General features: G+C 43.1%; 20 protein-coding genes. 4 read left to right on the plus strand and 16 right to left on the minus strand.

What is annotated here, in order from left to right:
- The first annotated feature begins 34 nt into the window (after positions 1–34).
- The gene (locus ODOSP_RS05430; protein ID WP_013611379.1) at positions 35–1,018 is read left to right on the plus strand and encodes an alpha/beta hydrolase; all 984 of its coding nucleotides are present in this window, start codon (positions 35–37) and stop codon (positions 1,016–1,018) included.
- 142 nt (positions 1,019–1,160) lie between these two features.
- Here ODOSP_RS05430 and ODOSP_RS05435 read toward each other — a convergent pair whose 3' ends face one another.
- From ODOSP_RS05435 to ODOSP_RS05445, 3 genes are read right to left on the minus strand one after another with little or no spacing between them, the layout of a single operon-like run.
- Positions 1,161–1,505: a TIGR04076 family protein gene (locus tag ODOSP_RS05435; protein ID WP_013611380.1), complete on the minus strand. Its 345-nt coding sequence runs from the start codon at positions 1,503–1,505 to the stop codon at positions 1,161–1,163.
- Between the two features lie 36 nt (positions 1,506–1,541).
- Positions 1,542–1,748, minus strand: a complete 207-nt coding sequence (locus ODOSP_RS05440; protein ID WP_013611381.1) for a hypothetical protein — start codon at positions 1,746–1,748, stop codon at positions 1,542–1,544.
- A gap of 35 nt (positions 1,749–1,783) precedes the next feature.
- The gene (locus tag ODOSP_RS05445) at positions 1,784–2,851 is read right to left on the minus strand and encodes a spermine/spermidine synthase domain-containing protein (protein WP_013611382.1); all 1,068 of its coding nucleotides are present in this window, start codon (positions 2,849–2,851) and stop codon (positions 1,784–1,786) included.
- A gap of 464 nt (positions 2,852–3,315) precedes the next feature.
- Here ODOSP_RS05445 and ODOSP_RS05450 point away from each other — a divergent pair, with 464 nt between their 5' ends.
- Positions 3,316–4,083 (plus strand): tetratricopeptide repeat protein, encoded by a 768-nt coding sequence (locus tag ODOSP_RS05450; RefSeq protein ID WP_013611383.1) that lies wholly within the window; start codon positions 3,316–3,318, stop codon positions 4,081–4,083.
- A gap of 110 nt (positions 4,084–4,193) precedes the next feature.
- Here the strand turns inward: ODOSP_RS05450 and pncB are convergent, their stop codons facing one another.
- The 9 genes from pncB to ODOSP_RS05490 all read right to left on the minus strand — a co-directional run bounded on the left by pncB (position 4,194) and on the right by ODOSP_RS05490 (position 16,827).
- Positions 4,194–5,351 (minus strand): nicotinate phosphoribosyltransferase, encoded by a 1,158-nt coding sequence (gene pncB, locus ODOSP_RS05455; protein ID WP_013611384.1) that lies wholly within the window; start codon positions 5,349–5,351, stop codon positions 4,194–4,196.
- A 170-nt stretch (positions 5,352–5,521) separates the two neighbouring features.
- Positions 5,522–6,223: an NUDIX hydrolase gene (locus tag ODOSP_RS05460; protein WP_013611385.1), complete on the minus strand. Its 702-nt coding sequence runs from the start codon at positions 6,221–6,223 to the stop codon at positions 5,522–5,524.
- Positions 6,224–6,481: 258 nt separating this feature from the next.
- On the minus strand, positions 6,482–7,129 hold the full coding sequence (locus ODOSP_RS18680; RefSeq protein WP_049782822.1) for a hypothetical protein: 648 nt from the start codon (positions 7,127–7,129) through the stop codon (positions 6,482–6,484).
- On the minus strand, positions 7,059–8,342 hold the full coding sequence (locus tag ODOSP_RS18685) for a thioredoxin fold domain-containing protein (protein WP_013611387.1): 1,284 nt from the start codon (positions 8,340–8,342) through the stop codon (positions 7,059–7,061). The genes ODOSP_RS18680 and ODOSP_RS18685 overlap by 71 nt, the downstream gene beginning before the upstream one ends.
- A 21-nt stretch (positions 8,343–8,363) precedes the next feature.
- Positions 8,364–9,824: a PKD-like family lipoprotein gene (locus ODOSP_RS05470; RefSeq protein WP_013611388.1), complete on the minus strand. Its 1,461-nt coding sequence runs from the start codon at positions 9,822–9,824 to the stop codon at positions 8,364–8,366.
- A gap of 35 nt (positions 9,825–9,859) precedes the next feature.
- Positions 9,860–10,564, minus strand: coding sequence for a DUF4843 domain-containing protein (locus tag ODOSP_RS05475; RefSeq protein WP_013611389.1), 705 nt, complete (start codon positions 10,562–10,564; stop codon positions 9,860–9,862).
- Positions 10,565–10,570: 6 nt separating this feature from the next.
- Positions 10,571–12,061 carry a RagB/SusD family nutrient uptake outer membrane protein gene (locus ODOSP_RS05480; RefSeq protein WP_167535985.1) on the minus strand — a complete coding sequence of 497 codons (1,491 nt, stop codon included), beginning with the start codon at positions 12,059–12,061 and terminating at the stop codon, positions 10,571–10,573.
- Between the two features lie 35 nt (positions 12,062–12,096).
- Positions 12,097–15,474, minus strand: coding sequence for a SusC/RagA family TonB-linked outer membrane protein (locus tag ODOSP_RS05485; protein WP_013611391.1), 3,378 nt, complete (start codon positions 15,472–15,474; stop codon positions 12,097–12,099).
- Between the two features lie 183 nt (positions 15,475–15,657).
- Positions 15,658–16,827, minus strand: coding sequence for a FecR family protein (locus ODOSP_RS05490; protein WP_013611392.1), 1,170 nt, complete (start codon positions 16,825–16,827; stop codon positions 15,658–15,660).
- A 445-nt stretch (positions 16,828–17,272) separates the two neighbouring features.
- On the opposite strand from ODOSP_RS05490, the gene ODOSP_RS05495 reads away from it, so the two are divergent.
- The gene (locus ODOSP_RS05495) at positions 17,273–17,653 is read left to right on the plus strand and encodes an MmcQ/YjbR family DNA-binding protein (RefSeq protein ID WP_013611393.1); all 381 of its coding nucleotides are present in this window, start codon (positions 17,273–17,275) and stop codon (positions 17,651–17,653) included.
- Positions 17,654–17,677: 24 nt separating this feature from the next.
- On the opposite strand, the gene ODOSP_RS05500 is transcribed toward ODOSP_RS05495, so the two are convergent.
- Together ODOSP_RS05500 and ODOSP_RS05505 are read right to left on the minus strand one after the other, a co-directional pair.
- Positions 17,678–18,760: an MBL fold metallo-hydrolase gene (locus tag ODOSP_RS05500; protein ID WP_013611394.1), complete on the minus strand. Its 1,083-nt coding sequence runs from the start codon at positions 18,758–18,760 to the stop codon at positions 17,678–17,680.
- A gap of 25 nt (positions 18,761–18,785) precedes the next feature.
- A complete protein-coding gene (locus ODOSP_RS05505) occupies positions 18,786–19,046 on the minus strand; it encodes a hypothetical protein (protein WP_049782824.1) in 261 nt (86 codons plus the stop codon).
- 174 nt (positions 19,047–19,220) lie between these two features.
- Between ODOSP_RS05505 and ODOSP_RS05510 the strand changes: the two genes are divergently transcribed.
- Positions 19,221–20,117, plus strand: coding sequence for a helix-turn-helix domain-containing protein (locus ODOSP_RS05510; protein WP_013611395.1), 897 nt, complete (start codon positions 19,221–19,223; stop codon positions 20,115–20,117).
- Positions 20,118–20,355: 238 nt separating this feature from the next.
- Here ODOSP_RS05510 and ODOSP_RS05515 read toward each other — a convergent pair whose 3' ends face one another.
- On the minus strand, positions 20,356–20,658 hold the full coding sequence (locus ODOSP_RS05515) for an aquaporin (protein ID WP_013611396.1): 303 nt from the start codon (positions 20,656–20,658) through the stop codon (positions 20,356–20,358).
- A 267-nt stretch (positions 20,659–20,925) separates the two neighbouring features.
- Complete coding sequence (gene pepT, locus ODOSP_RS05520; RefSeq protein ID WP_197699714.1) at positions 20,926–22,146, minus strand: peptidase T; 1,221 nt, start codon at positions 22,144–22,146, stop codon at positions 20,926–20,928.
- Positions 22,147–22,159 lie beyond the last annotated feature (13 nt).

Here is a 22,159-nt window from a genome sequence, read left to right on the forward strand (position 1 = left end):
TTCTGCGTACAACCGGAAAATAAAAATTTATATCATGACAGCAAATCGAAAAAAAGCACCCGAATATCTGAAAGACGATCATCTTAGTGTCGGTACAAAAGAATATCTCAAAGTATTGAATTCAGGTGACAAGCCGGTGGAATCGCTCTCTGTTCCGGAAGCCAGAAAGGTGTTGGTAACAGCACAAGCCAGCGTAAAAACAGACCTTTCCGGCATTGAAGAATCGGAAAAAACAATCACAGTGGACGATCACATGCTCCGTCTGAATATCCTCCGTCCTCAAGGTTCTAAGGAAAAGTTACCGGTATTCATCTTCATCCACGGTGGAGGCTGGGTATTAGGAGATTACCCCACCCACAAACGTCTGGCCCGTGATCTGGTAGTCGAGTCCGGTTACGCCTGTGTGTTCGTCAATTACACGCCTTCGCCCGAAGCCAAATTTCCACAAGCGATCGATGAAATATATGCAGCGACCTGTTGGGTGGCCGAGCATGGGGATGAAATTCATGTAGACGGTCACCGCCTCGGTATCGTCGGCAACAGCGTCGGGGGCAATATGACTATCGTCACCAGTATGCTGGCCAAAGAGCAAAAAGGGCCTGAAATCAAGGTACAAATCCTGATGTGGCCGGTAACGGACGCGAATTTCGACTGGGAATCCTATGATCTCTACGGAGAGCAACGTTTCCTAACCATTCCCTTGATGCAATGGATGTTCGACCAATATCTTACCGAGCAAGACGACCGCCTGAATCCTCATCTTTCTCCTGTACAAGCCTCTACCGAAGAGTTACAAGGTCTTCCTCCCACCTTGATCGAAGTTGCAGAAAACGATATCCTTCGAGACCAGGGAGAAGCCCTGGGCCGTCGTCTCGACGAAGCAGGTGTTGATGTCACCACCATCCGTTTCAACGGCGTGATCCACGATTGGGGGATGCTCAACGGATTCGCCACTTTACCTCCTACCCGTTCCCTGATCCTTTTTTCAGCTGCTATGCTCAAGAGATACCTGGAATAGCTCCCTCCCCCCCCCACAAGCCATGCCTTTAGGCTTGTGGGGATCAGTGTCCCTCGCAGGGCCCGACCGGTCAGCGATCTGTAAACCCAACCACCCAGGTTGACACAACCGCTTATCGATCCTTTAGGGGTAAACTCACTTCTTACCTCACCGGCGTATAGTCGATAACCGATTCCTCTTCGGTCGCTTCCAGTTTAAATATGACAGGACGCAAACCGTCATTACAACTACATATAGCTACCCCGGGTTTTCTGATCCAGTCGCCATAATAAAACAATGTTTCACCCGCTCCATGCGAAAGCGCAAAAACATATTGGTAGATCGCTTTCCAGGCCTCATCGCAAAAGCCCTCGGGTTTAGCATAGTCGGCATAAAATACCTGCCCGGCTTTTAACATCGGACAAGCCTTCAAACCTTCTGCTCCGTACTCTTTTACCAACTCTTCGTCCAAAGTGGTTTTCAACACCGTTATCTTTACTTTTTTCATCGTATTCCGATTTCAAATTATTAAACCATCTTATATTCAATAACGTACCGTACGACGAGGTGAACCGCTCCAGGAACATCCCAAACAATAAATCACAGTCAGGTCGAACCCTTCGAGACTCTCCCCCTCCTTGGCGGCAATAACCTCAAACTCAACTGTCACAAACACCAAACGCCGTTCTTTTTTCTCGTTCAACACATAGAAATTCGGTATTTTACATTGCGGACACAAACGTCTTTTCATATAACTATCCTTTTTATTTTCTCACTCTATATCAATTATAAAAGCCCGGTCCCTGCCAGCTTCCGTAAAAACGGATTGCGAAGACAAGCGACAAACTGCTCGTAAGTATATACCGGCCGGAGGATGACTGGCTCTCCGGCAGGTGCAGTCGCTGAAAGCAGATCCGACATCCGGTGAAATAATTCCCAACGCAGATGAGAAAGCAAAGAATCCTCGATCCAATAAGAAAAAAGGGTATTCGGACTATTTTTTTCCAAAGCTTTCATTTGCTTGTAAAGAGGATATCCGTCGGATACATCGTGCCATAAATCCACAAAAGCATGGTCGTAATAGCCGTCGGACATGCAATTCGTCGCAAACTCAAAAGCATCTTGCCGAACGATATCGATCTTCTCCTTTTTAGGAAATTGAGGAAGGATATGCTCCCGGAACAGAGCGATGACATTTTCGTCCCTTTCGACAATAGTCAGCGTTTTCACTTCCGGTTTTTCAGAAACCATAAAAGCATAATACCCCATTCCGAGTCCGAAAGCAACAACCTGCCCCGCTGCCCTGGCTATGGGTTGCCGCATGGTTTCTATTTCATTCGGTTTAATAGCCATCCACTCCTGCCCGTCCTCCATGACTGCCGGGAATGAAAATTCCGTATCGAAAAATCCGATCTGTGGAATTTCTTTCAACTCTTCATCGGTCCGGATATCATCACAAACAAACGCTTCATAGGGTTTATATTTTTCAATGGTCAGCTTCCAATTTCCAAAATGAGCTTCAGGAATCCGAATTTGCCGGTAATAAGGATTCATCCGATATTCCTGCGGATCGAGCCGGCGGATACCGGACCTCAGATAAGCTGTCGACAGATAACGATCCCGGGGATTATTTTCCACATCCAGTCCACAAGCAGCGACCAACAAGCTGGTATAGGCTTCTGCTAACGTAATTTCACACTCACCGGTGATCCCCTCTATCAGTTCTTTCGTGATAAAATCAGGACATACCGTAAGATATCTGCTCATTAATCCCAGCACCTCATTATTCATCTCCAAAACCTCACCCAGATTTTTTACTTTCCGGCGGTCGATCGGACTTAAATCGATATTCATTTTCTCCTATTCTAAAAATTCAATCTTCACTCCTCAGAAGTCTTCTTTCCTACTCTCACCACCACTTTTCCAACTTCCATCAACTTTTGTGCCTCCGGTATTTCTTCAAAGGAAAATGTTTTGTAAATATACACTTTTAATATCTCTCCGACAGGATTAACAAAGCATATACGAATCTCCCGCTAATCAAGTTAACGCCTAATGTCATTGAAAAAACTTTCTTTGTATAAAAAATAATCACTATCTTTGCCACGAAAATACCACCGCAGTCAAATTGTTTGTCCGGATACCGCCGGATATCCGGACTGCCAGTTACCGTTAAATTTATTTATCACTGTTTGAAGTGAAACCAAGATCCGTAATGGGTCCGGTTTATATCGTTCTTTGACATATCCTCATCTATCAGCCCGTAAATAGATTTATCGACAAAAAGTAAAAACCATCGATTAAAAAATCTTAAAATTATGACATCCGAAATATTATTTCAAGAAAATACCGAAATCGACTCAATACAACAAATGATCACAACAATCCATAACCATATCGCCGAATACCGATCCAACCTCTCCCGAAGGCCCAACGTCTATCGCCCTAAAATAGCCGAATTACAAGCTAATCTGGCTCAAATTTACTGGTATGATTATAAAGATTACCATTCAGCTGAAAAGTTATTTCTTCAGGCATTGGAGAACTACGAAAAATATTCAGGGCGCAGAATCATCATACAGAGTCATAAATTGAAGATTATGGACTTTTTAGTAAACCTATACAACCGTTCGAATCGTTTGGAACTTTCCGAACAAATACTACTGCGAATGTTGGAAATACAAAAGAGACTGGCAGAAAACTATTGGTGGATTTACCTCGAAGATGTAGCAATAACCCAATGGCGGTTAGGCAATCTATATGTCGACATGCGACGCTTCAATTCGGCGGAACGGCTGTATTCGGCCAGTCTGGATACCCGATCCGAATTCGACCGGGAAGATATATACCGGTATCGTCCTGCAACGGCACAATGCCAGCGAAGCCTGGGAAAACTTTATGAAGTACATTTAAAAAACTATCCGAAAGCAGAGCAATGTTACCGCAAATCGATCGAAATATTACAAGAACTCTGTGAAAACGAATATGAACGCTGCAATTTCATCCGTTCATTACAACATTCCCAACTTCTTCTGGCCCATCTGCATAGCGATACCTCCAGCGAACAGGATCGTCCGGCAAACTAAAATTCCGCATTTTACGATGCCGGCAAAAGCTACGATCGAATAAGTGTAATCTATCGCCCCTCCAATTTCCAGTGTAGTGACCGTTTATCCGTCATTACCGTTTTATCCGCTCAAATCCTTAACAATCCCTGGCAAAGGGCTATTTCCTTCGGGTCACCCGTATGTTTACCTTCCACATCGGAAAGCTTTACGACAGGCCAAAATTCTTTTCCTCCCTGAGGTTTACACTCGAACATTTTGATTACCATGTTCAGCGGTTTTACTCCGACATCATTAGACAAGAAAGTACCGATCCCATAAACATCATGTAATCGTCCGTTCACAAAGGAGCGAATATTTTCTACCCCTTCCAGATCGAGAGCATCGCTATAGACCACGGTCTTTGTCCGCGGATCGATCCGTTTCTCCCGGTAATGTTTCAAAGCTTTCTCGGTAAATACATAAGGATCACCGCTATCCCAACGCAACCCGTCGAATAGCTTAGCATACTGCGTATCGAAACTGCTGAAAAAGTTATCGGTTGTATAGGTATCCGTCAAGGCTATCCCCAAATGCCCGTCATACACATCCACCCAATTAGCCAAAGCCAGAGCATTGGCAGACCGATAGCCATAATGTGCCCCATGGTACATAAACCATTCGTGGGGATGAGTTCCCATAGGAGTAAGGTTATACTTCATCGCCAGGCATACATTACTGGACCCTTTCAAGTATTTGCCGGAATACTCCTTCAATATTCCGATCACCCGATCCTGTACCTCGAATGAAAAGCGGCGCCGTGTGCCGAATTCCGATATTTCTGCACCGATCTCTGCAAAACGACGGGCTTTATGGATCGCTTTTTCTTCCACCTGCCGGGCAAACTGGCCGGTCATCTGAAAATAAAGTTCCGATATCATCGCCATTAAAGGGACCTCCCAGAGTACCGTACGATACCATAATCCACGGATCTCGAGTTCCAGGCTACCCCCATTTTGCAGAATCCTTACTTCTGAAGGATCGAAACGATATCCTTTCAAGAGATCGAAAAATACAGAATCGAAATAATAACATTTTCGCCGCATAAACCGTTCGGCCTCGTCGGTCAAAGTCAATCCGCGCATCTCTTCCACTTCTGCCTGTAAAGCTTCGGCAAATCCTGACGGGAAATCGGTTTCTCCCCGGTTGACAAAACGATATACGACTTCGGCATCCGGAAATTTCTTCTGAATGGCATTCATCGTTGTAAATTTGTAGAGATCGTTATCTGTAAAATCTTTGATTATCATATGCCTTCGATTAAAAATTCGACCTCAGCGCCGTTGTCGTTGTAAAACGGGCACCTAAAGGCTCAGGCCAGATCGTATGTACATAATGCCTTTAAATAGTCCGGCACCACTTGTCCGTCGACCTTAGGCTTCCATACCCCCAGCTTCCGCCTGAATCCGGGTAATCTTCATTATTCCCATTTTAAATAAAAACCCTTTTCCGTAAAATACCGATATTTTACCCGATCAAAGCGATAATACCTGACCTTCCTACCGTTCTTCGCCCGATTTTCCTGTTCTGCATCGACCAATAATCCGGTCCCTACCATCTTTCTACGAAAATTATCCCGGTCGAGTGTACACTGTAAAACCGATTCGTATAAATGCCGAAGATCGGCCATCTTAAATTCAGGGGGCAACAGATCGATCCCGATCGGCCGATACCGGGCTTTTAACTTTAATCGGTCGGCAGCCATTTGCAGAATTCGTCGATGATCGAATGCCAGGGGCGGTATTCCGGACAAAGGAAACCATTGGGCCCTATCGGCATCGTCCCCTGCCTTCACTTTACAATCCTCCCATCTGACCAAAGCATAATAAGCGATACTGACAACGCGATAACGAGGATCACGATCGACATCCGAAAAAGCATATAATTGTTCGAAATTCACTACTTTCAATCCGGTTTCTTCTTCCAACTCCCTGCGGGCACAGGTTTCTGCATCTTCATCCATATCCATAAAACCTCCCGGCAAAGCCCATTTCCCTTTAAACGGTTCGTTCCCTCTCCGGATCAATAATACCCTCAACTCCCCCTCGCCGAATCCAAAGATAACCTGATCGGTCGTCAACGCGGGACGGGGATATTTATAACAATACTGGTTTTCCATCATGCATCTGCCTTTTATATCACAAATGAAAGAAATAAAAACAACAACACAAAACCAGTCCTAAGGTTCAACAAAAAAATGTTTCCAGCTAACCTATAAGTTTTCTTTCTGAGTTTACCAGGACTCAACTCAGTGCCCGGCCGGGATACAAAGGTAAGAAGCCCGAATAGCCGATAAGATTGTATTCAAAAGTATAATACAGCGCTCCAGGAACGGGAGCGATTGTGTGGGAGCTCCACACAATCGCCACATTTCCTTGATCTATAACGAACCGATCCGTTTATTCAAAGCATTTTCAAAATTTTTCAGTATAGGATCAACCGGATTAAAAAGCTGACGGAATATATGTAATCCTTCTTCACACTGAGCTTTATTTCCTTTTGCACACAACATCGCATTTAATTGCATCGTCAATCCCCAACGGTCCGAAGCAGGAAGGGACATAAATTGTTTTTTAAAAATAGAAAGTACTTTATCCATTTTATCCATCCGAAATGCATCGTAATAATCCAATATGGACAACAAATAACTTTTCCGTTCCGGCCGAACAATTTTGATATCCTTCCTCAGAGTCTTAAAACGTCCGGCATCATATTCTTTCTCATCAAATACAAGACTATTGACAGTATTGAATACCGGAACGTAAAGTACTTTCTGAATCCATGCTTCCAGTTCCTCCGGAGCAATATAGGCAGTAAATAATTCCCGGTGTTTTGCGACAAAATGGAATGTATACGACGAAGGATCCGACAGGTAACGCCGAATCAGCTGCCAGTCCTCTTCGTTAACCGTCTCTCCATTTTTCCGGCAAAGCTCATCCAATACGGCCGGAATTTTATCAAACCGATATCCCCCCCAAAGTCGTAATATACCGGCGAAGGAAATCAGCCTCCCGGTCACCTGTTTCATAACGTTTCTGCATCCCTGCAATCGAATTTTCCGGATCCATTCCTTCCCGGATCAGCCGGATAAATTCACCGGCATCATGTCCGCCAACGACCCGGTGTACCTCGTTCCCTGCTGCATCCAGCAATAAATAAGTTGGAAATACCTGCATCCCATAACGCTTCAATAACTCCCGTCCCTCGCCCTTTTCCATATCAAATTTAACATTGATAAAATGCTCGTTAAAGAAGTGCCCCACTTCCGGATCGGTGAAGACAGTAGTATTCATCATTTTACAAGGAGCACACCACGAAGTATAACCATCCAAAAAGATCAGTTTACCCGTCGCTTCAGCCTCTTGTAAAGCATCCTGAAAACTACCGGTCCTGAATTGAATTCCTTTGCCGGCAGCCAATAACTTTTCCAACTGTTGCGTAATCTCTTCCCGGCGCAACTCCTTCGCCTTGATCAAACCGTCTTTACCAATGATAAAACAATCAGGCACTCCGGCAATATTATATGCCTTAGCCACCGGACTCTTCCAGGCTTTCAGATCTGTCAGGCAATACCAGGGCACAGCATGAGTTTCCAGGTCCTTCAACCATTTATCCCGGTTATCATCTAAATGAATGGTGATAAACACCACACTATCTTTAAACCGTTCATAAGCCTGCCGGATGGAAGGAATTTCCTTCTTACACCAACTACACCAGGATGCACTGAATTCCAGAAAAATATATTTTCCCTTAAAGCTAGCCAAGGTATACTCTTTTCCCTCCCGGTCGAACACCTTAAAATCGGCAGCAGGCATTCCCGGACGCACTTTACTCTCCTTCTCTAAACTTTGTCTCACTTCCTGTAAACACAAAGGATCGAATCCCGGTTCAAACCGATTCAATACTTTTCCGGTATTTTCAAATCCCAGATTAAATACCAACCGGGTAACCAACTGTGCCGCCGCTTCACTTTTTTTGGCATCTGCACGGAAAGCCAATACACTATCAATGGATTGCATCAATAACTTTTCTCTCTCTGCCGACAGCCGGCGTACTCCGGCAATATCTCCCTCCATAAACTTCTCACCGATAGCCATATTCAACTCACCCGAAGCTTTATAGCAGGATAAACTCAATAGATAATCATTATAAGCACGCAGCTCATCAGACACCTGCTGTTGTGCATATATTTCCTGTATACACAACAAGAACAGACAAAATAAAACAACTAATCTTCTCATCAAATTTTATTCCATTAGATATTATTCATACTTCCAAGAACCACCCGATTTATATATCAAACCTTTGACTTCTCCGGGAATTTGTTTCACATGCTCGAACTCCTGTCCATCCGTACTCGTCCAATAGAAGTCATGAGTATTTCCATTTTGTACACACACACCGAACTGTTCTCCATAAGAATCAAGGGTAAAAGCTGTTATTGTTCCTGTTTTAAAATCGGCTACAGCTACCGGAGTATCGTTCAATTCAAAATTATACCGGAAAATTTGTGCTCCCTGAGAATAATAAGCCTCCTTCGTTGTATATCCCACTGCAAAACGGGTCTTTTCATTCACAACTGCCGGAAATACATCCTGTGCAATTGTTGTCAATGTCGGTTGTCCTCCCACGATCCCGAATTGAAAACGCTGAGTATAATATTTTCCATCCGACTTATCCCGCAAAACGGCATAAAACAAACTCTTCCCCTGCTGCTGAGAAGCCGGAGCCAGATAGATCAACTCTTTATCAGGATCAACCAGGCTGAATTTTTGTCCCGCATCCTCCACCTGATCTAATCCCCGTAACTCTCCGTTATCCAAAAACAAATATCTTCCTTCATTTTCTTCATAAAATAAAGCGACATTATAATCAGGAGGGAAACTATACCCCACCACAGAAGAGAGCTTATAATCCCCGTAGAAAGGAAAATCCGGATACCGGTCCTGGTACAAATACCCTCCGGGAGAATAACGGACATACAATTTCCCGGACCCGGAAACCAAACAGGAATAATTCTTTATAAAACAAGCTGCCTTAATTTCTTGCAAATCTTCCGGCAAGCTTCCGCCGACAAATTCCTCTCCGGTCCACACCTCTTTCCGAAGGTTACTCCAGTCTAATTCTACCGGTCCGTCCGATCCCGGCCCTCCGGCCATCATCAATACACCGTTTGCATTCAAACCGGCATCAAAATGTTCTACCACTCCATAAGCTTTAGGCCCCAATTCCCTGTTATTAACTGCCGTATAAACATTCTGAAAAAACTTTTTACTGCTCGCCAACATGTTCAACTCCGCTTTTCCTTGATTTTCAGTCATCCACATCCAACCATTCGTAAAATTACTTAGCAAAGTCACCCGAAAACGCTGACTATATGAGATTCCCGTACGTTCGTCTTTAACGATAAAAGCACCGAAAATATCATTCCACCCTTGGGGTTCTATCCCAAAAGTAACATTCAGACATTTTTCAGTAGAAACCACAAACGTATCCAGCTTCCATTGATAGGACAGATCATCATGTGCCTGTGTACTATCGGTAAAACGAATAATCGGTTCCGGCATCGTAAAAGGTTCTCCAAACCAGAGTTCATATTTTTTATTTTCATCGATCCCATCAATTTCAATTGCATACATTGTTTTATAATCATAATTTCCTTTATCCTTATAGCAACCGGCCATTACCAGTAATGCCAGTAACAATATATATATCTTATTCATAACTCGATCTAAATTTAATTGGTACCCCTTTATTACTATCCCACCATCTTCACCTGCATAGGTTGATTATTCTCATCCATGATTACCCGTCCCTGAGCGGCTTCTTCTTCCAGATAATATTTAAACTTCAGGATAGCGGCCCTCTTTTCCGGATAAGCAATATTTTCCAAATCAAAAGTACCGCTAATCCGGATAAACAAACGATATTTCGTTTCAGAATAACTACCCAATCCTTCGGTTTCATGCCACTCATCCCACCATCCGGGCCGAACGATCCGATCAGTCAGATATATTTTACAACTATTACTCTCCGGGAAACACAATTTAAAATGGGCACTCTCCACCAAATCCAACTGCAGATACAATTTTTCCGCTTTCAATTCTTCTGTATTCATCACTTCAACCCAAAGTGTATCCGTAACCCGATTGGCCCGCAACTTACAGTTTTGCGCCGGAATATTGAAATGCACCCCTTCCTGAACCGTACTTGCCGGATTTACCTTTACCTTATATTCGCGGTCATAATCCAACACTTCGCCTGTCACTTTCACTTCTATGCCAATACGATCTGTCGTTGTCTTTCCAGCCAATCCGAAATTATAATCCACACTGTCCTTTTCAAACACCGATACAAAACGTATATAGTCCGTACCCGAATACTTTTCGAGGTCTTTTTCACAGGAACAGAACACCAATCCCATTCCCAACCCTATGATCAATGCCAATATCTTTGCTTTCATACCTTTCTATTTATAAAGTTCAGACAATCTGTTACCGAATTCCAATTCCACGTCCGGCAACGGTAATACGAAATCTTTCTCCGTCATGGTATAATTTCCGGACTCATCTACTACTTTCCGTCCCAACCGTTTGTAGAAATAAAACAGCTGCCCTTCGCACATAAACTCCCGGCGGGCATCGTTAACAATCACATCTTCCAGCTCTGCGGGTGAATTTGCAATCAAGGCCTCCTTGGCATTCCGGGCATTCCGTAATTTCTGTAATTCTGTTTTAGCTCCATTCAGATCGCTATCCATCAGATATTCACAAACATAATAATACATCTCACTAATCCGAATCATCGGAGCTATCCTCCCCATCTCCTCTTCCGTCATCTCATCAGCATTCTCAGGCTTCACAAATTTGATACAACTGGGCCGATCGAAAGCAGCCAATATTTCATGCTCCATCAGATAGTTCAAACGGTAATCATTGGCACTTCCTTCAAACATCTGTTCACTATTCTTTATCGTCAACCACTTTTTGCTGCTACTATAGCTGGGCGAATAAGGTTCAAACACTTTAGTCATCCGGGGTACATTGAATCCAAAGACGATCTCAGGCCGTAAAATCCGGTTCCGATATTGAATATCGCTAGTAATCTTCCAATAATCGATAAATTTGAATACTCCCGATTCCAACACAATTTTAGCATAATCGTAAGCCTGTTTTTTGTCCAGTTTATAAGCATATACCCGTGCTAGCAAAGCATTCACAGCATAATAATTCAGACGGAATCCACGATAAGACAAAAATTCATTCCGGTCAGGCATCGGCTGGGTCCACATATACATATCCGAGCCAGTAGTTGCCTGATACAACGGATCAAAAATAGGATCCCGGCCTTCCAGATCGGTAACGGCAGCTTTCAGATCTACAATCACACTATCGATCACTTCACTGACCGTCTTTTGAGGCGACACTTTATTCGAATATTTTGTAATATACGGAATAGCTGTATATCCCGGATCTGCTTTATACGAAGATGCAAACAAACGCAACAGATCAAAATGGAAAAAAGCCCTTAAAGCCCTGGCTTCTCCATGTAAAATATAATAAGTACGCTCATCCTCAAAAAAATCCGGACCGACTTCCTCCAATCTTTCCAATAAAATATTACAATTGGCAATACAGAAATACAATTCCAGCCACATCTCATCAATTTTAGGCGAAATATTCACATCCTTGTATTGGTACTTGGCCAACTGGGCAAACTCATGTGTCTCGTCCGGAATAGCGTAATACTGAGCCAAAACATCCGTAAATCCGAACAATAAATTATTGGCATACAATTTTTCACCCGAAGCGGTAATATAAATCCCGTTCAATACATCCTTAAATCCCTGAGGAGTAGAAAATATTTTCTTGTCGTTCACCTGTGCCTCCGGAGTAATATCCAACCACGACGTACAGGACTGTGAGAGGACAGCACATCCCAACAGGATTGCAGCTGTCATATTTTTAATTTTTTTGTAACTCATATTCTATTGCATTAAAATTGAACCATTACACCTAAACTCATGCTACGGGCAAATGGATAAGAAATCCCTCTCTCCCGCTTCACTGTCGACAAACGAAACACATCATTCATCATTGCTGTCAAACGAACCATATCAAAACCGATAGGTTTCAGCCATTCTTTCTTCAAATCATAAGACAATGACAAAGATCCCAACTGTAATACATTTTCATCCTGTATAAAACGGGAACCAGCCGGAGTCGTCGACTTATCGTTGATGTCTTTATAAAATGTATGGTCGCCTGGTTTCTGCCAGCGTTGCTCCAATACCCGACGGTCTACATTATCTCTCGGATCAGCATTCTCTACCCGGTTGATCAAGGTCTGGTTGTACACCTGTCCTCCCAGACGATAACTGAAATTCATGTTTAGATTGAGTTGCTTCCAGGTTATATTCGTTCCGAATGCTCCGGTCACTTTCGGTTCTGTATCACCGCACACCACACTCTCTTTCGGATCCCAAACGTACGTATTAGTACCATCCTGACGCTGGAATAACTCTTTTCCGGTAGCGGGGTCGATACCCAACGATTTCATCGCATAAATAGCGGTTGAAGATCTTCCCTCTTTATACCGGACCATCGGCTTGGTTTTATAGTCGTCATTGTTAGCCTGTTCCTGATCGGCTTTATCGTTATAGGAACTCAAAGCATTCGAAATGGATACGATACGATTCTTATTATGAGCCATATTCACAAACAGACTGACATTCCAATCGTTCGATTTATAGACAAAACTCCGTAAAGCCAATTCCACTCCTTCATTTTCCATCTGTCCCAGGTTTTCTTTATAATCAATAAATCCCAGAGAAGTAGGCAAAGTAACACTGCTCAAAAGGTTTTTGGTCTTTTTCAGATAATACCCGAAAGTCACCGTCAACCGATCTTCCCACATGCCGAAATCCAATCCCAAGTCGTAAGCAGTCGTCGTTTCCCATTTCAGATTCGGATTCCCTAAAGCCATCAGGGTTGCCCCGATTCCTGTCGCATACCAGCCGTCCTGTATATATTCGAACATCGTCTGAGATTGATAGGGTTGAAAAGAAGCCTTTCCTGTCGTTCCAATAGACCCACGGATCTTCAGTCTGGAAATACCGGTATTTTCCATAAATTTTTCATGGTGTATATTCCAACCCAAACCAACTGCCCAGAAAGGAGAAAATTTAGATTCCGAACCATACATGGACGAACCATCCAAACGAGCCGATAAATCCAATAAATAGCGATTCGCATAAGAATAATTGACATTGGCAAAAAAACCTGCCAATCGGGTTTTTCCCTCACTTCCTCCGGGATGGGTATTGGTAAACTCCTTCGCCAAAGAGATATAATCCATCATCTTGGAAGGGTAACCTCTCACGTCGAAGTTCACACTACGACTACCACTTTCTGTCAGATTGACACCTAATGCCGTATTGATAAAGTGTTTACCCACTCCCAAATAATAAGTCAATACCGAGTTAAAATCCATACTATACGTATTACTCGTCCCGTGGTACCCTTCTCCTTTATTCAACAATCCTTCACCGGACGACAACTCATAACTTTCATACTGCAATGATTCCGGTGAAATAAAAGTCTCCACTTGTTCTTTCTTTTCACCGTAAGAGAAATTGGCCCGCAAACGTAATCCTTGTACGATACTCCATTCCAGACTGAAATTATTGGTCACGTCCAGATACTCGCTTTCATCCCGATTTCCTACCGTTGCTTCATACACAGGGTTCCAAATTTGTTTATTGGTATTTATGTATTGCGTCATCTTACGGATCAGATTACCGTGCTCATCCTGAAAAGGATAATAGGGATTCAGCAAGGCATATTGGGAAAAGTCACCATAAGGGGATTCTTTAGATTTTACTTTATTGACAGTCAGATAATTCCTTACTAAAAGTTTATCTTTTAGATTATAAGAAAGTGAAAAACCTAAAGCTCCGCGGTCACGAGCCGATCCTTTCATCACCCCATTGTCTTTATCATACTTAAAATCAATACCATATCTAACCGCTTTATCCCCACCTTCAATGAATATGCTATGCTTTTGATTAAACTCTACCTTCAAAGGCTGAGACAACCAATAGGTATTCACTCCACTCTCAACAAGACTCAGTTTATAATTATAATCTTTATCTTTATTGATCTGCGCATCAGCATTATTATCTTTATACATGCCTATGCTCTTTTCAAAATCCAACTTTTCACGGGCATCCAATAAGTCGTATCCATTTAAATCCGGTATAGCGATAGAAGCAGTAAAATTATAGTTCACCCGCAACTGTCCTTCCGAGGGAGCTTTCGTTTTGATAACAATCACTCCATTCGCTGCCCGAGAACCATAAATAGCCGTTGCCGAAGCATCTTTCAGAATAGTCAACGATTCGATCCGTTCAATATCGAGGTCAAAAATTTTCTCTGCATCTACTTCAAAACCATCCATGATAAACGTAGGCAGATTCGGATTATTTTTCAGATTATCCCGGCTCACTGCTTCCTTTTCAAATTCAGTCAGCCCGATTCCAGAATTTCCCCGAATCGTAAAATCAGCAATCCGGTTAGGATTCGATCCGATGTCTATATTGTCCTCAAAGCGGATAGAAGGATCAAATACAGAAAGTGCCTGAAGCACATTCCCGGTAGTCACCTTCCTTAGCTCGTCCCCTTTCACGGTTACCTGTGCCCCTGTAAAACTATCTTTGTTCTTATTAAAATATCCGGTCACCACCACATCGTCAAGTGCCTTTACATCCTCCTTTAAGACAATCTTATAATCATTCTTATCCGTAATCTTCACCTCCATCGTCTCCATCCCCACAAAAGAAAACAACAAGGCTTGTCCATCAGCCACAGGTAAAGTGATTGTAAACTCTCCCTCTACGCTAGTCACCGTCCCTAAAGAAGTTCCCTTGATAATGACCGTCACTCCCGGTAGTGGATTCCCTTTTTCATCCACCACTTTTCCGGTGATCTTACGACCTTCGGTTGCTGTCACTTCTTTTTTTATCACTACGGCATTTCCGGAAATCTCAAACCAAAGACCAGTATTTTTCAGGCACGTTTTCAAAATCTCATTCACCTCCTTATCCGTTTCCTGTACCGTCAATTGCTTCACTCCTTCAATGTCACGGGTTCCGTACATAAACACAAAATCCGTCTTCTTTTGAATCTCCCAGATCACCTGTTCCAAAGACACATTTTCCAAATCCAAACTGATTCTTACATTATTTTGAGAATGTACTGCTGCATTCAGCTGAAAACAGCTAAACAAAATCAAAAAAAACTTCAGTCTCACCACAAATAAAATTTTAGAGAGTTTTCCCCGGGCGGGAAAAACCATTCCAGGATTTTTTTTCATAAATTTGTTGAATTAAAGTTTAACACACTTTGATTATTTAAGCATGTTCCCGGCCAGTTTCGCAGACCACCGGGAACATTTTTATTTCAAACCCGTATACCCCAAACGCTATATTTTCATTTCTCTATCCTCATATCCCCTTGCCATCCACCCTATTCGTATTCAGTATCATCATCTTTAATTTCATTTTTTCTCCGATATATACAAACAACGGTTTGTCTGCAACACCTCTACTAAATTTGTCTTCTTTATCATATCAACAATCGGTTGCATATCATCATACCTTCCAAACCTTGCACCGATCCGGATTTCTTTAGCTCTTTCGTCTATAAAATGAAATTCCACCCCATACCAACGCCCCAATGTTTTCATAACATTTTCCAATCGTTCATTCCGGAATACAAACGTTCCTTCCTGCCAGGCCACATATTGTTCTACTTCAACCTGCCGTACGGTCGTTTTACCGTCATTTTTCGAATACACGGCCTGCTCTCCTGCCACAATATCCTGATCGTTCACCTTCACTTTTCCTTCCACCAAAGTTGTTACCACCTGCCCTTCATCTGCATATGAACGAACATTAAACGAAGTCCCCAACACCCGTACATTCACCCCATTCATCTTTACTACAAAAGGACGAAGTGCATCTTTAGACACTTTAAAATAAGCCTCTCCACTCAATTCTACCACCCGCTCTGTGCCACGGAATACTACCGGATATTTTAGCCGGCTCTCAGCATTCAAATAAACCCGCGTACCATCAGATAAAGTCAACGTATACTCCATCCCGGTCAAAGTTTCCATCTGATTATAAACAAGCGTATCTTCACCTACTCCGATCTGCCTGTAATCAATCCCCGTAGAATCCTTTTGAATCACAGTACCATCCATCTCTGCCAAAGTAAACCGACCGTCCGGAACAAGCTTTACCACCTTTCCATTTCCTAAGGTTAATTTTGCACTTCGCTTTCCGGAAGGAATACTCTGCTGCACAATAAGGGGCGGCTTTACGGGCACAGCTGTTTTCATCTGAAAATACCAGAATCCACCTCCCAACATCACTAAAATGACAGCAGCATATTTCCACCACCTCCTCCCCCCGGCACGTCTTCCCATAGCCTTATCCAGATTCTTCTCCATTTTTTTCCAGGCCTCTGTAACAGAAAAACGTTCCAACAACTGCTGGTTTTCTTTAAAATCTTCTTCCTGATCCAATCTCTCCGCCAGATTGGTATGCCACACGCTTTCCTGCTTCCAGTTTTCCAACGCCTCCCGTTCTTCCGGCGTAGCAATCCCCATTAAGTTGGCTGCATACTTAGCCGCTATCTGAAAAATATTCATATCCAATCGCATAAAAACATTTTTTAATCTATCCTAAATCAAAAATCGTCAAATAGCTTTCTGCCACTTTCAAAGTCTTTCTATTTACAGATTTAAGCTCCTCATTCCGGATTAATTATATTCATTAAATTTTGAAAAATCTGCTGAAATTTATTGTGTTTTCATTCTTATAACAATCTCAAACGAAAAACGGGGTAGTCAGGATTGAAAAAATTTTATTTATTTACAAGTCTACCCCTTTCTACAAAATCATCCAACCGACCACATTTTACATTCTGCTATTCCAGCCGACCGGATAACCATACGTTGCAGCCAAACCCTGAAAAGAAAGAGAGATAATTTCAATACCCGGCCTACGACACATTTCCGGATATCTATCCATAAAAACAGGAGAATTTAAGCTTGAATCTAAATAAATATACCGTATTTTTGTCCGGTCTCATCCATCGTAACAGAAATGAATATTGAAGAGTTCAGAGCATATTGCTTGTCATTCAAAGGAGTATACGAAAAGATGCCATTTTCAGGAGTTGCCGATAAATACAGCCGTGACGTCCTGTGTTTCTACGTAGCGGATAAATGGTTTTGCTTCGTCAATATCGAAGTTTTCGATTTTTGTTGCCTCAAATGCCAACCCGAAGAATCCGGAGAATTACAAGCCGGATATATTGGAATAAAACCGGGCTGGCATATGAACAAGAAATATTGGATCAGTATTTACTTTAACCAGGATGTCCCCGATATCATGATAAAAGAACTGGTCGGCAAATCCTACGAAATCGTAGTCCGAAGCCTAAGCAAAAAAGAACGGGAAAAGCTGACCTCAGATGATGATTGATAAGCATATCCATACAGCATCCGGTTAATGTCCCGTCATATTTACAACTTCGCCTATTTGCGGAATAACTACAGGTAGCGAATCTCTATCCCGCATCCTCCGTGCATTCTTCAACGGTTCGTCCCAGGGATGAGCAGCCAAAGCATATTTAGAATGATGAACCGTCAGAATTTTTGCCGCTTTCAATTCCCTGGCTACCGCTGCCATATATCCGGGCATCAGGTGGATATATTTCCACCCTTCGTTGTACTGACCGTTTTCCAGAATAGCCCAGTCGATATCCGGGAAACGCATACCGATTTCAGCGAAATGCGTGTCGTATCCACCATCCCCGCCGATAAAAACTTTACGTCGGGAGCCGGTCACAAGAAATGAGGCCCATAACGAACGGTTGCGGGCCAATCCGCGTCCCGAAAAATGACGAGCCGGCAAACAATGTATCCGGAAGCCGTCATCCAACAGGGCCTGTTCCTCCCAATCCAATTCCACAATCCGCTCCGGAGAAAACCCCCAATACTCGAAATGTTCACCTACCCCCAACGGACATACCACTTTCTGCACACGATCTTTTAAAGCCGTCACTGTCCGGTAATCCAAATGATCCCAATGATCGTGGGTAATGATCAGGTAGTCGATATCGGGCATATCTTCCGGCCGGTACACCTCCGTTCCTTTGAAAGGTTTGTTTACGAACGAAACAGGTGCAGCCGTACAAAATACCGGATCGACAAGTAAACGTTTCCCCTCCATCTGGATCAGATAGGAAGAATGGCCGAACCAAACCAACAGATCTTCTGAGAGGTTCAAGGTCTGTAAATCGGTTTTGATAACAGGCAGAGTACTATCCGGCCTTAGTCCTGCTTGTTTCCTGAATAAAAAGCCCGTCAAATTTTGAAAAAATCCTTTGCCGGAAGTCATCAATACCGTTTCGTGTAAGTTACGAAATTCTCCATCCCGGTAATGGGCCGAGCGTTCGATTCTAGCCAAACGTTCTCCCCGGGGTAAACGACCGAATTGCGGCATATTCACAAATACGACTCCAACTAGAGCCGACAAAACGATAACACTCAAAATCACCCACATCATACGAAATCTTTTTTTACCCATATTTCTCCGACTTATTTTCCCGGCCTTAAACCGCTTTACCCATTTCATTGGTCTGCTTCATATCAAGCAAACCGTTCATTTCTCCCTTTTGCCATAGTCCGGTGACAGCGATCACCCTTTTCCCGCAGGAATTTTCCAGACAAGCCGTACCCCGTAAACAACCGAAAGTACGTTCGATCTTTTCCGGCTCCGTCTCCGCCCTGGTTGCAATGAAATAAGCCACCTGACAGACTCCGAAACCCAAAACCGGCATTTCAATACCGTTCTTCAATTTTATAGTCTTCATATTTTTTCATCTTCCAAATTATAAAGTTTTTCCGACATGACAAAAATACGGGAGACAAACAGGTCGGGAGTACACCAATTACGGATTATCCTACCATTTTTACCGATCCGGTACATCCTATGAATCAGGCAATAAAAAAATATTTAAATTTGTATCGAATAAAATACAACAGCCATGAATACCATTCAAAAATTCGACACGATTCATCAGTATAATGAACTTCTAGGACAAGAGACTTTACATCCGCTGGTTAATGTCATCGATCTGGCCAAATCATGCCGTCTACGGCACGGTCTCCATTCTTTCGGCTTTTACACGGTATTTCTGAAAGAAATAAAATGCGGAAACCTTCGGTACGGTTGTAACTATTACGATTATCAGGAAGGAACACTTGTTTTTCTCGCTCCCGGACAGGTCATCGGTGTCGAAGACGACGGTAAAGTCTATCAACCGCAGGGGATGGCCCTGGTCTTTCACCCGGATCTTTTACGGGGAACCACTCTAGGCCGTACGATCAAAGACTATACCTTTTTTTCGTATCAGGTGAACGAAGCCCTTCATCTTTCCGAGCAAGAGCGTCATATCATCATCGACTGTTTCCGTAATATCGAAGAAGAACTGCATCACACCATCGACAAACACAGCCAGCGGTTGATCGTATCCAATATCGAATTATTCCTCAACTATTGTGTCCGTTTCTACGACCGTCAATTCATCACCCGCGAAAATGTCAACAAAGACATTCTCACCCGGTTCGAAAATTTGCTGAACGACTATTTCTATTCCGAAAAACCGGAGAGTTCGGGCCTGCCGACAGTAAAATACTGTGCAGATCAAATGCATCTGTCCGCCAATTATTTCGGCGATCTGATCAAAAAAGAGACCGGGAAAACCGCTTCCGAACATATCCAGACCAAACTGATCGATATCGCAAAAGAAAAAGTATTCGACACCGGCAAAACCATCAGCGAAATCGCTTATGAGCTCGGTTTCCAATATCCGCAACATTTCAGCCGCCTATTTAAGAAAGTGGTAGGAGTCACTCCCAACGAATACCGGATGCTGAATTAACAGCCCTATCGGTTACTCCGATAACATAAAGCCTGAAAGCATCGTAAAAGAGGGAAATACGTCAGATTCCCGCTCCCCCGGGGACTTTCGTCGATTGGACGATGCTTTCCCCGCCCATTGTTATACTTTATCCGCTTTTCAGTTCACCGAAACTTCATTCGTTCTGGTCGGGAGAATTTATAGGACTATCCAAACAGAGGCAGTCCTGTTCCCGACAAGAACGAAAGAATTCGAATCGTTATTTTTCGCTGCCGATACTCTTCCACACGACAGCCGATAAAGCAGCACCGGCAAAAGGAGCGACAATAAACAACCATAACTGTGTCAATGCCTTCCCCCCTTCGAAAAGAGCCGGTCCGATGCTACGGGCAGGATTTACAGAAGTTCCTGTGATAGGGATACAAACGATATGTACCAACACTAACGTCAGTCCGATCGCCAAACCACACATCACCGGTGTTCCCTTCTTGTCATCGGTTACACCCAAAACAACCAGTACAAAGATGAAAGTAAAGATCATTTCAGAAATGTACTTTTTCATAACCACGCTATTTAAAAACACTTCCTCAAAAGTAGTGAATTTATTTTAATTTATCACAATATTTCCCAACCGAAACCGGTTCCTGAACCGGTTTCGGCAGCAATACCGATTCTTACCGGCTCATCACCCGATCGGACCGGAATATCAATGACAATCACAACGTGATGACGAGATATAATTTCATCTCTAACCAGAAAACAATCCGAAGCCGGAAAAGAAAGTCGGTTTTCTGAATTTCTGCCTTATGAAACGATTTAAAAAGTCAAACTAGATTTTCGTACACAATTCGGCAATCCGTATAATCAGCTGTACGGCTTTTTCCATTGCATAAACGGGTATATATTCATAGCGCCCGTGAAAATTATGTCCTCCCGTAAAAAGATTCGGAGTAGGTAACCCCATAAACGACAACCGTGCCCCATCCGTACCTCCCCGGATCGGCACGATCAACGGCTTGATATTCAACTCCTGCATGGCTTGCTTTGCAATATCGATAATGTAGTGAACCGGTTCGATCTTTTCACGCATATTGCTATACTGCTCCTTCAATTCCAACTCGATTTTCAACCCAAAACGTTTGGAAAATTCACGCACCCCGTTCTCGATCGTATTTTTGCGCCATTCAAAACGTTCCCGGTCAAAATCACGGATCAGGATTTCGATCTCGGTAGTTTCCACATCTCCCTTTATCGAATACACATGGAAAAAACCTTCGTAACCGGAAGTATTTTCAGGCACTTCTTTTTTAGGCAGACTAGCCATAAACTCATTGGCTACAGCAATCGAATTGACCATTTTATTCTTCGCATACCCGGGATGAATATTCCGTCCTTTGAAAACGATCCGGGCATTAGCGGCATTAAAATTCTCAAATTCCAATTCTCCGATCTCTCCTCCATCCATCGTATAGGCAAACTTAGCCCCGAATTTTTTTACATTAAAATGATCGGGCCCTTCCCCTATTTCCTCATCGGGAGTGAAACAGATGCATATTTTACCGTGTTTAACTTCGGGGTGTCCGATCAGATATTCGGCTGCGGTCAAAATCTCGGCGATTCCGGCTTTATCGTCAGCACCCAACAAGGTATTCCCATCTGTAGTGATCAATGTTTGCCCCACATAATTCATCAATTCCGGAAATTCCTCCGTCGAAAGTACGATTCCCTTCTCTTTGTTCAGCACAATATCATTGCCCGCATAATTCTCGATAATCCGGGGGTTCACATGCCTGCCACTCATTTCGGGGCTGGTATCCATATGGGCGATAAACCCGATAGCCGGTGTTTCCCGTTCCACAGTAGAAGGTATAACTCCCATCACATAGCCGAATTCATCCAGTTCCACCTCCTGGATACCTATAGCTTCCATCTCTTCCTTCAATACATGGGCAAACTCCATCTGTCCCGGTGTACTGGGATTCAATCCCGTATTCGGGTCTGACTGAGTACCATAACCTACATACTTCAAAAAACGGTCAGTAACATTCATCATAAAAAGCAAA

It is taken from the genome of Odoribacter splanchnicus DSM 20712 (genome assembly GCF_000190535.1).
GTDB classification, from domain to species: Bacteria; Bacteroidota; Bacteroidia; order Bacteroidales; family Marinifilaceae; genus Odoribacter; species Odoribacter splanchnicus.

Coding starts and splice junctions, on each gene's coding strand:
- ODOSP_RS05480 (WP_167535985.1), bottom strand. CDS start 12,061: ATGACAGCTGCAATCCTGTTGGGATGTGCTGTCCTCTCACAGTCCTGT.
- ODOSP_RS05445 (WP_013611382.1), bottom strand. CDS start 2,851: ATGAATATCGATTTAAGTCCGATCGACCGCCGGAAAGTAAAAAATCTG.
- pncB (WP_013611384.1), bottom strand. CDS start 5,351: ATGATAATCAAAGATTTTACAGATAACGATCTCTACAAATTTACAACG.
- ODOSP_RS18680 (WP_049782822.1), bottom strand. CDS start 7,129: ATGAAACAGGTGACCGGGAGGCTGATTTCCTTCGCCGGTATATTACGA.
- ODOSP_RS05495 (WP_013611393.1), top strand. CDS start 17,273: ATGAATATTGAAGAGTTCAGAGCATATTGCTTGTCATTCAAAGGAGTA.
- pepT (WP_197699714.1), bottom strand. CDS start 22,146: ATGAATGTTACTGACCGTTTTTTGAAGTATGTAGGTTATGGTACTCAG.
- ODOSP_RS05470 (WP_013611388.1), bottom strand. CDS start 9,824: ATGAATAAGATATATATATTGTTACTGGCATTACTGGTAATGGCCGGT.
- ODOSP_RS18685 (WP_013611387.1), bottom strand. CDS start 8,342: ATGAGAAGATTAGTTGTTTTATTTTGTCTGTTCTTGTTGTGTATACAG.
- ODOSP_RS05450 (WP_013611383.1), top strand. CDS start 3,316: ATGACATCCGAAATATTATTTCAAGAAAATACCGAAATCGACTCAATA.
- ODOSP_RS05510 (WP_013611395.1), top strand. CDS start 19,221: ATGAATACCATTCAAAAATTCGACACGATTCATCAGTATAATGAACTT.
- ODOSP_RS05515 (WP_013611396.1), bottom strand. CDS start 20,658: ATGAAAAAGTACATTTCTGAAATGATCTTTACTTTCATCTTTGTACTG.
- ODOSP_RS05505 (WP_049782824.1), bottom strand. CDS start 19,046: ATGAAGACTATAAAATTGAAGAACGGTATTGAAATGCCGGTTTTGGGT.
- ODOSP_RS05490 (WP_013611392.1), bottom strand. CDS start 16,827: ATGCGATTGGATATGAATATTTTTCAGATAGCGGCTAAGTATGCAGCC.
- ODOSP_RS05475 (WP_013611389.1), bottom strand. CDS start 10,564: ATGAAAGCAAAGATATTGGCATTGATCATAGGGTTGGGAATGGGATTG.
- ODOSP_RS05460 (WP_013611385.1), bottom strand. CDS start 6,223: ATGATGGAAAACCAGTATTGTTATAAATATCCCCGTCCCGCGTTGACG.
- ODOSP_RS05500 (WP_013611394.1), bottom strand. CDS start 18,760: ATGGGTAAAAAAAGATTTCGTATGATGTGGGTGATTTTGAGTGTTATC.
- ODOSP_RS05435 (WP_013611380.1), bottom strand. CDS start 1,505: ATGAAAAAAGTAAAGATAACGGTGTTGAAAACCACTTTGGACGAAGAG.
- ODOSP_RS05430 (WP_013611379.1), top strand. CDS start 35: ATGACAGCAAATCGAAAAAAAGCACCCGAATATCTGAAAGACGATCAT.
- ODOSP_RS05485 (WP_013611391.1), bottom strand. CDS start 15,474: ATGAAAAAAAATCCTGGAATGGTTTTTCCCGCCCGGGGAAAACTCTCT.
- ODOSP_RS05440 (WP_013611381.1), bottom strand. CDS start 1,748: ATGAAAAGACGTTTGTGTCCGCAATGTAAAATACCGAATTTCTATGTG.